Here is a 14,913-nt window from a genome sequence, read left to right on the forward strand (position 1 = left end):
GCATTGCCTACAACGTCTAATAACGGCATTGCAGGATCATGGCTTCCGGTATTAAACAATACGGCAACAACTACGTATACGTTTACACCAGATTTGGGTCAGTGTGCTGTGCCGACTACAATGACAATTACAGTAGATCCTGCGACAATACCTGCGTTTACTCCGGTAGCTGCAATTTGTTCGGGATCAACATTATCGGCATTGCCTACAACGTCTAATAACGGAATTGCAGGAACTTGGTTCCCGGTATTAAACAATACGGCAACAACTACATATACGTTTACACCAAATTTGGATCAGTGTGCTGCGCCGACTACAATGACTATTACGGTGAATACGACTCCGGCACCTACTGGATCTTCAACACAAACGATTTCAGGGGCAGCACCTTCGGATAATACTATTGAAGATTTAACGCCTAATGGACCTGGTATTGTTTGGTATCCGACAGCAGCTGATGCTTTAGCGGGAATCAACGCAATTACTGCTGGGACTCAGTTAACAAACGGAACTATTTACTATGCGATGCAGACTGTAGATGGTTGTAGAAGTACTTCGTATTTGGCAGTTACAGCTACGGTGACTTTAGGAGTGAATGATTTCGCTTTGTCAAACCTGAAAGTATATCCTAACCCGGTTAGGGATATCTTAAATGTTGAGAGTGCTCAAACGATCTCTTCAATTGAGGTGTATACTATCACCGGTCAAATGGTAGGACAAAAATCTGACAATGATGTTAGAAGTACTTTAGATATGTCTGGATTACCAACAGGGACTTATCTTGTGAAAGTGATTTCAAACGATGCTGTCAAAACAATAAAAGTAATTAAGAAATAGTAGTTTAAGTTTGAAGTAGTTTAAGTTTTTTAGTTTACTTGGAAGAGGCTGCCTGTAAAGGCAGCCTTTTTTTTGCAATAAAGTTCCTTGCTTGTTTGAATTGTAATGTAGAATTGAGTTCTGGTTAATTCTTTAATATTTTGGATACGGTAATGTTTCCGGCATTACTTTCAGTTTTAATAAAATACATTCCGGCAGGAAGTTCACTCAAATCAATTTTTTTCACGTTACTGGCCTGAATTATTTTTTGACTGTTTATATTAAAAATTACAATTGTTTGAAGTTCTTCGGAAAAATGAAGAAAATCATTTACAGGGTTGGGATGTAAACGGATATTTGAACTGTTAAAACTTGCAGTACTCAGATTTTCAGGATCTAATTTTACAACCCAGATATCGCTTTCCCCATTATTGGAAGTTACATCTCCATCTTTAGAAAATGTCGAGCCAGCTAAAATATATCCTTCATCCGCGGTAGCATGGATTGATCTTATGTCATCATTAGCGTTTCCTCCTAAGCATTTTTGCCATTTAATATTGCCATTAGTATCCAATTTAACTACCCAGCCATCCATTTCACCGTGGTTGCCAGATACATTTCCATCGTTTGAACGTGTATAACCTGCTACAATATATCCACCGTCTGTGGTGGTTTGAATGAAATTTGCATTATCGGCGCCACTGCCTCCCAAACATCTCTGCCACATAATATCGCCAATTGGGTTGATTTTGACTATCCAGGCGTCCATATTGCCATGATTTCCAGATACATTTCCATTGTTTGAATTGGTGTAACCTGCAACAATATAACCACCGTCCGGAGTGACCTGAATGGAACTTGCTATTTCATTATTGCTTCCTCCAAAGCATTTTTTCCACAGAACATTGCCTGTATTATTTATTTTGACAACCACAAAATCTGTTAGTCCGTGGTTATCAGAAAAAATACCATTATTGGAATTGCTTCCTCCGGCAAAAATGTAATTGCCATCAGGGGTACTCTGAATTGAGGAGGCAAACTCATCATTATCTCCTCCTACGGTAGACTGCCATTGAATAGTACCACTACTGCTAAGTTTTATTATTGCACAATCTGTGCTATAAGGATAGTTATAAAAATCATAATCCTTGCTGCCTGCTACTATGTAGCCGCCATCAGGAGTGTTTTGTATTGAGCCTCTTGGTACAGTATCAAAGTAATTCATATTCATAACACCAAAAGCGAAAAAGTTTGAATAAAGCTGGCTCCATTCCACTGTTCCGGCATTGCTTATTTTCATCACATGCGGGTCTAACACAAAGTCATATGCATTCCAGTCGGTTACAGACAACATGATATATCCTCCATTAGGGACATTTTGGATTGATAGCGGATAGTCAAAACCCGGCAATTCAAAGCAGGTATGCCATTGTAGTTTGCCTGAGCCGTCTATTTTAATCGCTGCTCCATTGGTAGAGCCATTCCCTGAACCACATACATTTCCGAACCATCCAGCAGCCAAAATGTAACCTCCGTCCTGAGTTGTTTGTATGGACGTAGCACTGTCATATCCAATTCCTCCATAAGTGTGCTGCCATTTAATTGCGGGCGCTTGTGCGCTTGCTGCTAAACAAAATAAGTAAAACACAGCTAATGTAATTTTTTTCATGATTTTGAATTTTAAATTCTAAAGTATGTGTGTTTCATTAACATATAATAGCTTGGGAGCTATGACGTTCAAAAAAATTATAGCAGATGCGGGGAGATTAATGAGTAAGGAGGGAAGTTCTGTTGTTAGGTAAAATTTTTTCTGCCCCTCTTTTTATAAGTGATTGATTTCTATAAAATTAGAGTAGTATAAAGTTAGTGATTGTTTGACTGTCTATCAAGTTTTTAGTAATCTAAGCGATTAGATAATTATTAAAAAGATGTAAAATCTCGAAATAGGTTACCAAAAAAATAAATAACATTTGTCAAACTGTGGAACAAGAAAAAGATCAAAGTAGCAGAAGGGGAACGAAACATCTTAAAAAAGATAATAAGCCTTTTTTGTCATTAATGATTGTTTGCACATTCAATATTTAAGCGCCACAAAAAAACCGAAGTATAAACTTCGGTTTTAAATTCTTAAATCAGAATTTTAAATCAATCCGGCGCGTTTTAACAGGGCTTCCGGTTTAGGTTCCTGTCCTCTGAATTTTTTATATAAGGTCATCGGATGGTCTGTTCCGCCTTTTGAAAGTACGTTGTCTTTGAATTTATCGGCTACTTCCTTATTGAAAATGCCTTTTTCCTGAAAATAGGAAAACGCATCAGCATCCAAAACTTCGGCCCATTTGTAACTGTAATAGCCAGACGAATATCCGCCCTGGAAAATATGCGAAAACGAAACGCTCATGCAATTTTCGGCAACATCGGGATATAAAGCGGTGTCTTCCATGGTAGCTTTTTCAAAAACTTTGACATCTTTTATATCGCTCGGATTTTTTCCATGGAATGCCATATCCAACAAGCCAAAACTTAATTGGCGAAGCGTGGCCATTCCTTCTAAAAAGCTGGCGCTTTCCTTTATTTTATTTACAAATTCCTGCGGGATAATTTCGCCGGTTTCGTAGTGGTGTGCAAATAAAGCCAATGCTTCGGGTTCATAACACCAGTTTTCCATTACCTGGCTCGGCAATTCCACAAAGTCCCAGTATACAGACGTTCCCGATAAACTCGGATAGGTAGTATCGGCCAACATTCCGTGTAAAGCGTGTCCGAATTCGTGGAATAATGTGGTTACTTCATTGAAAGTTAACAACGAGGGTTTGGTTTCGGTCGGTTTGGTGAAATTACAAACGATGGAAACATGAGGTCTTTCATTAACGCCTTCTTTTACAAATTGTGGTTTGAATGAAGTCATCCAGGCGCCATTTCGTTTTCCTTTTCTCGGAAAGAAATCGGAATAGAATATGGCAACTAAATTTCCGGAGGCGTCCGAAACTTCAAAAGTGTGTACATCTTCATGGTATTTGTCGATGTCGAAAACTTCCGTGAATGTCAATCCGAAAAGTTTGTTGGCGATAGTAAAGGCGCCATTCTGAACGTTCTGTAATTTGAAATACGGTTTCAGTTTTTCATCGTCCAGATTGAATAATTCCTGTTTCAGCTTTTCTGAATAATAGGAACTGTCCCATTTTTCCAAATGATCAATGCTGTCAAGGTTTTTGGCAAAATCGGTCAGCTGTTTGAATTCTCTTTCGGCAGCCGGTTTCGCTTTGGAAAGTAAATCATTTAAAAAAGAATTTACTTTTTCCGGATTTTGAGCCATGCGTTCTTCCAGTACAAAATCGGCATGGGTTTTATAACCTAATAAGTTGGCACGTTCGTGGCGAAGATTGGCAATTTTTAAAATATTTTGCTTATTGTCGAATTCGTTGTTCTGGAATGCTTTTTTACCGTAAGCGATGGCAAGTTCTTTACGAAGTTCCCTGTTTTCGGCATAGGTAACAAACGGCAGGTAGCTTGGAACATCCAAAGTGAAAATCCAGCCTTCCTTTTCCTTGCTTTTTGCTAAAGAACGAGCGGCTTCAATGGTGCCTTCCGGTAATCCTTTTAAATCGGCTTCGTTTGTAATATGTAATTGATAGGCATTGGTTTCTGCCAATACATTTTCACCAAAAGTCAGTTTCAATTTGGCCAATTCCGTATCGATTTCGCGCAAACGGGCTTTTTTGTCTTCTGCCAGCAGTGCTCCGTTTCTCGAGAAGTTTTTGTATTTTTTATCTAAAAGCATAGCCTGTTCCGTGTTTAGGTTCAGACTTTCTTTTTGCTGATAAACCGATTTGATGCGCTCGAATAAAGCAGTGTTTAAAGTAATATCGTTGCTTAGTTCGGTAAGCATCGGAGTAACTTCCTGTGCAATTTTCTGCATTTTGTCACTGGTTTCTGCAGAATTCAGATTGAAAAAAATGCTGGTAATGCGATCCAATGTCTGGCCGGAAAATTCCAATGCTTCAATGGTGTTTTCAAAGGTAGGTTTATCCGGATTATTTACGATCTCATCTATTTCAGCTCGCGTTAGTTCAATGCCTTTAGTGATGGCCGGAGCATAATCTTCGATTTTAATTTTCGAAAAAGGTGCAGTATTATGCTTGGTTAGGAATTTAGTTGTTAAAATCTTCATGTTTTATTTGCAGTTTATCGGTAAAATTTATATTTTTATCGAGTAAAATTTGGAATCCGAATTTTAATACCCTGTTTGCTCCCAAAATAAGAACAATAAACACCGGCTAATTTTAACCCATTAGTCTGTGGACCCCGAAAAAAGTCCCAGCCACAGGGGCTTTTTTCACTTTTATTTGTTAAGGTTTTCTGCTGCCGTTAGTACAGCCTGTTTCAATCCTTCTTTATAATCAATCATTTTATCCAATACGGCTTTGTCGTGACTTCCTATAATCTGTGCAGCCAAAATACCTGCATTCTTAGCGCCGTTTAAAGCTACTGTAGCTACAGGAACACCGCCCGGCATTTGTAAAATGGATAAAACACTGTCCCATCCGTCAATGGAATTACTGGATTTCACCGGTACACCAATTACTGGAAGCGGACTCATCGATGCTACCATCCCTGGTAAATGTGCGGCACCGCCTGCACCTGCAATAATTACTGAAATACCTCTGGTATGTGCATTTTTGCTGAAATCGAAAAGTTTTTCCGGAGTTCTGTGAGCGGAAACAATGTCAACTTCGGTTTCAATGCCGAAATTTTTTAATATGTCAATGGCTTCCTGCATGACTGGCATGTCGGAAACACTTCCCATTACGATGGCTACTTTACTCATTGTTGTGTTTGGTTATTTGTTTTCTGTAATCGTTATAAATCTAAATAATCTTTGTTCTGTATTCTGCCGTATGAATACTGCTTACTGAACACTGATTACTCTGATATTGTTTTTAACTTCCTCTGCAATTTTTCGTGCTTCGGCCATGTTTTCGTTTACGATGGTTACGTGTCCCATTTTTCGGAACGGACGGGTTTCTCTTTTTCCGTAAATGTGAGGTGTTACACCGTCAATAGCCATAATTTTTTCGATATTTTCATAAACTACCGGACCTGAAAAACCTTCTGCACCAACTAAATTAACCATGATTCCGGCTACTTTACTGTCAGTGTTTCCTAAAGGCAAATCCAAAATGGAACGGATATGCTGCTCGAATTGCGAAGTGTAACTGGCTTCGATGCTGTAATGACCTGAATTGTGAGGGCGTGGTGCCACTTCGTTAACCAGGATTTGATCGTCTTCTGTTTGGAACATTTCTACGGCTAAAAGTCCGATGTGGTTATAGGCTTCCGAAACTTTTAAAGCTACATTTCTTGCCTTGTCGGCTACTTTGTCGTCAATTCTCGCCGGGCAGATTACGTATTCCACCTGATTGGCTTCGGGATGGAATTCCATTTCCACCACCGGATACGTTTTGATTTCGCCGGAAACATTTCGGGCAACAATTACGGCCAATTCATTTTTGAAAGGGACCATTTGTTCCGCGATGCACTCCACTTCTGGCAAGTCGGTTAAATCCTGAGCGGAACGAACAATTTTTACACCGTTTCCGTCATAACCAAACTCGGCGCATTTCCATACAAACGGGAATGTTACTTCGTTTTTATCCAATGCATTTTTTAAACCGGTAAGGTCAGCAAAACGAATGTGGAATGATGTAGGGATATTGTTTTCGGCATAAAAATCCTTTTGACGGCCTTTATTTTGAATCATCCGTAAGGTTTTTGGTGATGGATACACCTTTTTTCCTTCTGCTTCCAAAGCGTCTAACGCATCCAGATTTACGTTTTCAATTTCGATGGTTAATACATCAACTGCTTTACCGAATTGATACACGGTGTCGTAGTCCATTAAACTGCCTTTGAAAAACTTGGTCGCCCCGAATTGACAAGGTGCCTCGTCGCTCGGATCTAAAACGTATGTCTGAATATCGAATTTTCTGGTTTCGGCAAGAAGCATTTTTCCTAATTGCCCGCCACCAAGAATACCTAATTTAAAATCGGATGAGAAATAATTCATTGTGCTGTTGTTTGTGTGCAAAGATACTTACTCCATTGATAATTAACAATTGTGATACTAATTTAAATATTAGACATGTTTTTGAGGATTTTTTGATTAGATAAGAAGTGAAAAAAGAATTGCATTGATCTAAATTTTGGAGAAGACCGTTTAAAATTGTTTTTCATCTATTATTATGAAAAATCACTTGAAACGGTGAATGTTTTTTTTATTAATGATTTAAATTTGTAAAATTGTAAATCTCACATTATGAAAAAGTTATGCTGTTTTTTTTGGTTTTTTCTGATGGGGATTCAGTTTGTTGTGCATGCTCAGGATGACCCTGCGTTTGAATGGGCTTTTAATACGACAGGTACTCCTATAAGCGGTGGGGAATCCAATGGTAAGGAAATTGTTGTTGATGATTTTGGGAAAGTATTTGTTTTAGGATATTTTGAAAGCACAGCCGATTTTGATTTCAGTGGAAATGCATACAATCTGACTTCCGGAAGCGGGAGTCTTTTTTTGGCAAAATATGAAAGCAACGGAACTTTGATTTGGGCAAAAAAAATTGCAGGAACAAGCTTTTCAATAAATGCACTTCCAGATAGTGATCAAGCGTTTAATCTGTCTTTGGACAGTAATGGGGATCTTATTCTCAGTGGCGCTTTCTATGGTACGGTCGATTTTGATCCTGGACCTGCTGTGGTAACCGTTTCACCGGATGGATTGTCGGATATTTTTATATCAAAATTCGATTCAAACGGAAATTTTGTTTGGGTTAAAACTATGGGAGGAAGCGGGAATTCGTATGCGAAAATACAGTCTCTCTTTTTGGATGCCAATAATAACATATACATTGGAGGTGTTTTTGATACCCAGGCCGACTTTAATCCGGGACCTGGTGTAAATGTTTTGATTGCCGCAGAGGGCCTGGATGGTTTTTTTGCCCGATATGACAGCAATGGCAACTATGTTTGGGCAAAATCGATTGCAGGTAATCAGGGAAATGAGTATATAAATTCCATTGCAGCGGATTCTGCAGGGAATGTGCTGATAGCTGGGAATTTTTTATATAGTTGTGATTTTAATCCGGATGCTGGGATCAACCTGCTGAACTCGGTTGAGGGGAGTGAGGATGCTTTTATTGCAAAATACAATAGTTCAGGCGGTTATTTGTGGGCAAAACAAATAGGTGGAAGCGCGAATGATGATGTAAATGCGGTGAAATTGGATTCAGCAGGAAATATTTACATTACAGGTGTGTTTTCCGGAACTGTCGATTTTGATCCAAATGCCGGTACAGTAACTCATACATCGCTGGGTGCAGGTGATGTTTTTATTGCAAAGTACAATCCTTCCGGCTTTTATTTATGGAGTAAACCTATTGGCGGAGCAGGTTATGAAGAAGCTTTTTCTCTTCTATTGGATAATAATGCTATTTATATCACAGGATGGTTTTTTGGAACTTCCGATTTTGATCCAGGGGCAGGAACGGCGAGTTTAACTTCGAACGGATACAATGATGTTTTCTGGGCAAAGTACGATATCACAGGGAACTACATTTGGGGCAAATCGTTAGGAGGGGTAAACCCTTCGCCGGGAGAACATACTTCACCGGTTTATGAAAAAGGATTTTCCCTGGCTGCAGGTAATAATGGACAGGTGTTTCTTACGGGAGTTTTTTTTGGGACTGCTGATTTTAACCCTGGCCCAGGGATTGTGAATATTACTTCGGGTCAAGGTTACAGTAATGCTTTTTGGGGGCGTTTTGACAGTTCCGGTAATTATCTAAATGCCGTTGCAATCGGAGGTTATGGAGGAGAAAGCTTTCAAACAGGGGTTTGTGTAGAGCAAGGCAGTGATGGGGATGTTTATTCGGCCGGCTATTTTTACGGTTCCTGTGATTTTGATTTAGGGCCAAACCAAAGTTTTTTAAATGCTGCGAACTCAGGAAGTATGTTCATGGCAAAATATAATGATGCCGGCGGTTATTTATGGGCAAAGCGTTTAGAAGGAGAAGGGATGGCTCTTGTTTCTTCTATGGTTTTGGATCAGGATGAAAATATTTATGTGTCAGGTACTCTTTCGGGAGAAATTGATTTTGATCCCGGTGCCGGAATTTCAATCCTAAACGGGACTGAGGGTGATGAAATCGTTTCTAAACTTTTTCTGGCAAAATATGATTCTGACGGGAAATATCTTTGGGCAAAGGCTGTAGGTTCGAGCGTAATATCTCATTCCTTTGCCTTGGATCCACAAAGGAATGTTTTGGTGTCCGGATATTTTTACGGAACAGGTGATTTCGACCCTGATGCAGGTACGGCGACCCTGGTCTCTGATGGCTCTTCTGATGCATTCATAGCTAAATATGACGTTAACGGGCATTATGTTTGGGCGAAGCGTATCGATAATAGTGAACAAATTATGCCGAATTCTGTTGTGTGTGATAATAGCGGTAATTTCTACTGCGCTGGTTTTTTTTCCGGGGCAACCGATTTTGATCCGGGAATCCCAACAGTAGTTTATAATAGTGCCCTCAATCAGGCATACAACGCGTTCTTGGTGAAGTATAATCCAAATGGGGATTTTGTATGGGTAAAAGTACCTCAAGGGGAGGCGCCTATAAAAGCAAAATCGATTGCAATTGATCCAACTGGAAATTTGATAGTGGCTGGTACATTCGGTTTCGGTAATATCAATTTAAATCCAGGCGGGAGCAATGGTAATTTGGATGGACAGGAAGCCGCAAATCTGTATTTTGCTAAGTATGGAAGTAATGGGGGGTTTATTTGGGTAAAAGGAGCCAGCAGTCAAGGTAGTTCTGTGGAAGCGAATGATGTCAGTACAGATGCTTTAGGGAATGTTTATCTGACCGGGTATTTTATGAATAGAATTGACTTTGATCCGAATGTGCAAAATCAGAATATTTTGATTTCATCGGCTTTGACCCCTGACGTTTTTTTTGCTAAGTATGGCAATAATGGTAATTTTCTGTGGGCTAAATCCATAGGGGGTGACGGATACGATTCTGGTACATCATTGTCTCTAAAAAACAATAAGTTGTTGCTTACTGGTGATTTTTCAGGTGAAGGTGATTTTGATGCGACAAGCGGCATTACTGCGCTGACTTGCCTCAATGTTAATAATATGTTTTTAGCTAAATACAGTTTGTGCGGAAATCTGAATAACACAATCTCTTTGGTAGGTAATACGCTGACAGCAAGCGCAGTCGCTGATGCTTATCAGTGGATTGATTGTAATAATGGTGGCGCTTTTATAAATGGGGCGACGAGTCAGTCGTTCAGTCCTTCTGTAGCCGGAAATTATGCCGTGATTATTACCGATAATAATTGTCAGGTTGCTTCCGAATGTCATTCGGTTTTAGGAGTTGATAATCCGGGCAGTTTGAATGGACTGGTGCTTTATCCAAATCCAACGAATGGGGATTTTAAAATCCAGTTTCCACATGCGTTTTCTGAAATCACTTCGAAAATCACAAACATATTGGGTGAAACCATTTCTGTTAATCGTTTTTTTGGTGAGCAACAAGTCTCTTTAAGTTTGGCGCAAGTTTCTGAAGGATTATATTTTGTGGAAATTGATTATGATGGTTACAGACAGGATTTTAAAGTGCTTAAGAAATAGCGTCCCTGTTTTTTGTGATGGACTCAAGAGCTTTTTTTATTTGATTCTTCCCAAAACCTCCCTTGCCGCGGCTTTATATCCTGCTGATTGCCATACGTAATCCCTGCCGAGAATTTCTTTCAATTCCTCATTGATCCATGGTTCTTTTTTACCGAAATGAACAAGTGTTTTCATCGCATATACTTTGCAGGCAACCCGTTCATCCCGGATAAGCCAGTCCAAGCATATTTCGATGAGTTTTTCTTTTTGAAATTCTGTAAGCGTTATGTTTTTTGAAGTCCCCAGAAAAAAAGCCACACGCGACATTCCTCTTATTGCAGAATCGTTTTTGTATGCTGATATTGTTTCGCAGATGCTGTCGATGTGGGGCAGAAGTATTCCGGTTTTTACTTCGGCAACCATTTCGATAATCCAAACCGCTTTGTGATGATTTTTGTTTTTCAGGTCGGTGCCGAATGCAATCAGGTCTTTCAGATGTTCCGGATGGTCAAAAATGAAATCACGAAGCCCGTTTCGGCAATCAGTGCCGGCGTTGCTTTTTTCTAATCGACTGAATAAAAACTCCTTCATTTTACAAATGAATGCTTATGGCAGTGCTAATGTAAGCGAATTTGAAAGAATGACAAATTTCGGGTATTGAAAGAGATGAATTTTTCGGCTAAAAAGGGTTAACTCATAAATCATAACTTATAATACACAACTCATACCTAAAAATAATTATCTTTGCCAATTATTCCCTGATGTAAAAATGGAAATTCAACTTCACGACAAACGATTTGTTCCTTATATTTCTGCTGCAGAACTGGATTGGGCAATCGAACGCATGGCCAAACAGGTGGCGGCTGAATTAAATGGAGAAATCCCTGTTTTTATTGGTGTTCTGAATGGTTCGTTTATGGTGGTTTCGGATTTTATGAAGCACTATAAGAGGCCGTGCGAAGTCAGTTTTGTTAAAATGGCATCGTATGACGGCATGGAAACGACCAATCAGGTAAAACAACTTATTGGGTTGAATCAGGATTTGTCTGGCAGAACGGTAGTTGTTATAGAAGATATCGTGGATACCGGAAATACTGTCGAAGAGTTACATGCTCTGTTTGCGGATAAAAACCTTAAGCAATTAAAATTTGCTACTTTATTTTTGAAGCCGGAAGCTTACAAAAAAGACATAGAAATTGATTATATTGGTATCGAAATAGAGGATAAATTTATCGTGGGCTTCGGGCTGGACTATGACGGTTTGGGGAGAAACCTTCCGGAAGTCTATCAGCTTAAGTGATTGAAAGATTTGATTTTAAATAAAGAATAACAAAAACAACATAACTACAAATTACAATTTTTTAAAATGATCAACATTGTTTTGTTCGGTAAACCGGGCGCAGGAAAAGGAACACAAGCAGAATTTTTAAAAGAAAAATACAATTTAATCCATCTTTCCACAGGTGATATCTTTCGCTTCAATATGAAAAACGACACCGCTTTAGGGAAAGAAGCCAAAGGATATATCGATAACGGAGAATTGGTTCCGGATAGTGTAACCATTAAAATGTTACAGGATGAAGTAGAGAAAAATATGGATTCTAAAGGGTTTCTTTTTGATGGTTTTCCAAGAACAATCCCGCAAGCCAATGCTTTAGATGAGTTTTTAAAAACCAAAAACTGGGAAGTAACGGCAACCATTGCTTTAGAAGCGGACGATAATGTTTTGGTGGAGCGTATTTTGGAAAGAGGAAAAACTTCCGGAAGAGTAGATGACCAGGATGCTGAAAAAATCCGTAACCGTTATGAGGAATACAATGAAAAAACGGCTCCATTAATGGATTTTTACAGAGCGCAGAATAAATTTCATGCCGTAAACGGTATTGGGTCTATTGCAGAAATTACAGAGCGACTGAGCGCTGTGATAGACACGTTGTAACCTAAAAAACAAACATGGAAATACTCATAATTTTCTTTTTAATATTACTTAACGGTGTTTTTTCTATGTCCGAAATTGCATTGATTTCAGCACGAAAAAACCGTCTTGAATCTGCGGCAAAAAAGGGAAATGCCAGTGCGAAAACGGCTTTAGAATTAGCCAATTCGCCTAATAAATTCCTGTCCACGGTACAAATCGGAATAACCCTTATTGGGATTCTTACCGGTATTTACAGTGGTGAAAGAATAACCGGAGATGTTAAGTTGTTTTTAGAAGGTTTTGAAATGCTTCGCCCTTATTCACCTAGTCTTTCAGTAGGAATTGTGGTAGTGGTCCTAACTTATTTTTCTTTGGTTATAGGAGAATTGTTGCCTAAACGAATCGGTCTGAATTACCCTGAAACAATCGCAAAAGCTGTAGCAGTGCCTATGAAAGCTGTTTCAGTCATAACAATGCCATTCATTTGGTTGCTGACTGTTTCCACCGAGTTTGTGCTTGATGTTTTCAAAATCAAGCCTACAGCCGATGGCAAAGTAACGGAAGAGGAAATTAAAGCCATCATTAAAGAAGGAACCGAAGTTGGTGAAGTGCAGGAGATTGAACAAGATATCGTGGAGCGTGTGTTTCATATCGGTGACCGAAAAGTAAATTCACTGATGACACACAGAAAGTCTGTGGTTTATCTTTCTCTGGATGAAACCATTCAGGAATTGAAAGAAAAGGTTTTGGATGAATTGCATTCGGTATATCCTGTTTGTGTTGAAAATCTCGACGAAGTAGTTGGCGTGGTTTTACTGAAGGACTTGTTTGCCAGTTTCGAAAAAGGTGAGTTTGACTTAAAAACAATTGCCAAAGAACCGGTATATCTCATAGAACATACATCGGCTTATAAAGCGTTAGAGAATTTCAAAAAATCCAAAGTACATTATGCTTTGGTAACCGATGAGTACGGAATCTGCCAGGGTATTATCACCCTTAACGATATCCTTGAGGCATTGGTGGGTGATGCAGCGGAATTTTACGAAGAGGAATTTCAGTTAATAGCTCGTGAAGACGGGACTTGGTTGGTTGACGGACATTATTCGTTGCATGATTTCTTAACATATTTCGATTTAGATGATCTAATTAACGATTACGACGTAACGACTGTAAGCGGTTTGATCATGACGGAGTTGACATATATTCCAAAAGAGGGTGAAAAGCTTATATGGAACAAAATGGAGTTGGAAGTCGTCGATATGGATGGAATCAAAATTGATAAAGTATTGGTTCGCCTTTTAAAGGATGGTGAATAAATATGTGTCAGCTGCATAAGAAAGAGCAGTTGTCCGTATTATAACAGAAAGAGAATATAACAGGAGGTTTGAAGGTTGATAGTTATTAACCAATATAAATTTGAACTTTCGCTGGCTATAAGCTAATTAACAGAACGAAAAGAAGAAATGACAGAAGGGAACTTTGTAGACTACGTAAAAATATACGTTGCTTCCGGAAAAGGAGGTAAAGGTTCTACGCATTTGCATAGAGAGAAGTTTATTGAAAAAGGTGGCCCGGACGGAGGTGACGGAGGTCGCGGTGGACACGTGTATCTGGTTGGAAATAAAGGATTGTGGACATTGTTTCACCTGAAATTTGCCCGCCATATCAAAGCAGGGCACGGAGGAGACGGTGGAAGTGCGCGCAGTACCGGAGCCGACGGTGAAGATAAATACATCGAAGTACCTTTGGGGACTGTAGTCCGTGATAAAGAAACTGATGAGGTTTTGTTTGAAATCACAGAACACGGAGAGAAAAAAATTCTCGCTAAAGGTGGAAAAGGCGGATTGGGTAACTGGCATTTCAGGAGTTCCACGAATCAAACACCACGATATTCCCAACCGGGTATGCCGTCGGAAGAAATCGATGTGACGCTGGAATTGAAAGTATTGGCAGACGTTGGCTTGGTTGGATTCCCGAATGCCGGAAAATCCACTTTGTTATCGGTGTTGACATCCGCAAAACCAAAAATTGCCGATTATCCGTTTACCACGCTGAAACCGAATTTAGGAATTGTGGCTTACCGTGATTTCCAGTCGTTCGTAATTGCTGATATCCCTGGAATTATCGAAGGAGCGGCGGAAGGTAAAGGTTTAGGGCATTATTTCCTTCGTCATATCGAGCGTAATTCAACACTGTTGTTCCTGGTTCCGGCCGATGCACCGGACATTAAAAAAGAATACGATATCCTGTTGGATGAATTACGTCGCTACAACCCGGAGATGTTGGATAAAGACCGCTTGGTGGTTATTTCAAAATCTGATATGCTGGATGATGAGTTGAAAGCTGAAATGAAAAAGCATTTGGATAAAGAGTTTAAAGGAATTCCATATATGTTTATTTCATCAGTCGCTCAACAAGGTCTTACAGAACTGAAAGATAAATTATGGCAGATGTTGAATGTAGAAATATAAGCTGTTAGGTTATAAAATAAGAAAGCGTTCCTTTTGGG

At 39.3% G+C, this 14,913-nt stretch carries 11 protein-coding genes; 6 read left to right on the forward strand and 5 right to left on the reverse strand.

The window, feature by feature from the left end; genetic code table 11:
• On the forward strand, positions 1-837 hold an 837-nt coding region (locus FEDK69T_RS09885; RefSeq protein WP_035656361.1), incomplete at its 5' end, for a T9SS type A sorting domain-containing protein.
• A gap of 124 nt (positions 838-961) precedes the next feature.
• On the opposite strand, the gene FEDK69T_RS15500 is transcribed toward FEDK69T_RS09885, so the two are convergent.
• The 4 genes from FEDK69T_RS15500 to FEDK69T_RS09905 all read right to left on the reverse strand — a co-directional run bounded on the left by FEDK69T_RS15500 (position 962) and on the right by FEDK69T_RS09905 (position 6,880).
• Positions 962-2,485 carry a T9SS type A sorting domain-containing protein gene (locus FEDK69T_RS15500; protein ID WP_023574026.1) on the reverse strand — a complete coding sequence of 508 codons (1,524 nt, stop codon included), beginning with the start codon at positions 2,483-2,485 and terminating at the stop codon, positions 962-964.
• A gap of 471 nt (positions 2,486-2,956) precedes the next feature.
• Positions 2,957-4,984, reverse strand: coding sequence for a M3 family metallopeptidase (locus tag FEDK69T_RS09895; protein WP_023574027.1), 2,028 nt, complete (start codon positions 4,982-4,984; stop codon positions 2,957-2,959).
• Positions 4,985-5,155: 171 nt separating this feature from the next.
• Entirely contained in the window at positions 5,156-5,641 is a 486-nt protein-coding gene (gene purE / locus FEDK69T_RS09900) for a 5-(carboxyamino)imidazole ribonucleotide mutase (protein ID WP_023574028.1), read from the reverse strand.
• A gap of 81 nt (positions 5,642-5,722) precedes the next feature.
• Entirely contained in the window at positions 5,723-6,880 is a 1,158-nt protein-coding gene (locus FEDK69T_RS09905) for a 5-(carboxyamino)imidazole ribonucleotide synthase (RefSeq protein ID WP_023574029.1), read from the reverse strand.
• A gap of 249 nt (positions 6,881-7,129) precedes the next feature.
• Between FEDK69T_RS09905 and FEDK69T_RS09910 the strand changes: the two genes are divergently transcribed.
• Positions 7,130-10,507: an SBBP repeat-containing protein gene (locus tag FEDK69T_RS09910; RefSeq protein ID WP_023574030.1), complete on the forward strand. Its 3,378-nt coding sequence runs from the start codon at positions 7,130-7,132 to the stop codon at positions 10,505-10,507.
• Between the two features lie 36 nt (positions 10,508-10,543).
• On the opposite strand, the gene FEDK69T_RS09915 is transcribed toward FEDK69T_RS09910, so the two are convergent.
• Positions 10,544-11,077 (reverse strand): hypothetical protein, encoded by a 534-nt coding sequence (locus FEDK69T_RS09915; protein ID WP_023574031.1) that lies wholly within the window; start codon positions 11,075-11,077, stop codon positions 10,544-10,546.
• A gap of 178 nt (positions 11,078-11,255) precedes the next feature.
• Here FEDK69T_RS09915 and FEDK69T_RS09920 point away from each other — a divergent pair, with 178 nt between their 5' ends.
• From FEDK69T_RS09920 to obgE, 4 genes are all read left to right on the forward strand, one after another.
• Positions 11,256-11,786, forward strand: coding sequence for a phosphoribosyltransferase (locus FEDK69T_RS09920; RefSeq protein WP_023574032.1), 531 nt, complete (start codon positions 11,256-11,258; stop codon positions 11,784-11,786).
• A 66-nt stretch (positions 11,787-11,852) separates the two neighbouring features.
• Complete coding sequence (locus FEDK69T_RS09925; protein WP_023574033.1) at positions 11,853-12,425, forward strand: adenylate kinase; 573 nt, start codon at positions 11,853-11,855, stop codon at positions 12,423-12,425.
• 65 nt (positions 12,426-12,490) lie between these two features.
• A complete protein-coding gene (locus FEDK69T_RS09930; protein ID WP_035629551.1) occupies positions 12,491-13,720 on the forward strand; it encodes a hemolysin family protein in 1,230 nt (409 codons plus the stop codon).
• 147 nt (positions 13,721-13,867) lie between these two features.
• Entirely contained in the window at positions 13,868-14,875 is a 1,008-nt protein-coding gene (gene obgE / locus FEDK69T_RS09935; RefSeq protein WP_023574035.1) for a GTPase ObgE, read from the forward strand.
• Positions 14,876-14,913: the final 38 nt, after the last annotated feature.

The sequence above is a fragment of the Flavobacterium enshiense DK69 genome (assembly GCF_000498495.1).
GTDB lineage: Bacteria > Bacteroidota > Bacteroidia > Flavobacteriales > Flavobacteriaceae > Flavobacterium > Flavobacterium enshiense.

Bases quoted from the DNA above. Each gene is read 5' to 3' on its own strand.
- FEDK69T_RS15500 (WP_023574026.1), bottom strand. From the start codon at position 2,485: ATGAAAAAAATTACATTAGCTGTGTTTTACTTATTTTGTTTAGCAGCA.
- FEDK69T_RS09895 (WP_023574027.1), bottom strand. From the start codon at position 4,984: ATGAAGATTTTAACAACTAAATTCCTAACCAAGCATAATACTGCACCT.
- purE (WP_023574028.1), bottom strand. From the start codon at position 5,641: ATGAGTAAAGTAGCCATCGTAATGGGAAGTGTTTCCGACATGCCAGTC.
- FEDK69T_RS09905 (WP_023574029.1), bottom strand. From the start codon at position 6,880: ATGAATTATTTCTCATCCGATTTTAAATTAGGTATTCTTGGTGGCGGG.
- FEDK69T_RS09910 (WP_023574030.1), top strand. From the start codon at position 7,130: ATGAAAAAGTTATGCTGTTTTTTTTGGTTTTTTCTGATGGGGATTCAG.
- FEDK69T_RS09915 (WP_023574031.1), bottom strand. From the start codon at position 11,077: ATGAAGGAGTTTTTATTCAGTCGATTAGAAAAAAGCAACGCCGGCACT.
- FEDK69T_RS09920 (WP_023574032.1), top strand. From the start codon at position 11,256: ATGGAAATTCAACTTCACGACAAACGATTTGTTCCTTATATTTCTGCT.
- FEDK69T_RS09925 (WP_023574033.1), top strand. From the start codon at position 11,853: ATGATCAACATTGTTTTGTTCGGTAAACCGGGCGCAGGAAAAGGAACA.
- FEDK69T_RS09930 (WP_035629551.1), top strand. From the start codon at position 12,491: ATGTCCGAAATTGCATTGATTTCAGCACGAAAAAACCGTCTTGAATCT.
- obgE (WP_023574035.1), top strand. From the start codon at position 13,868: ATGACAGAAGGGAACTTTGTAGACTACGTAAAAATATACGTTGCTTCC.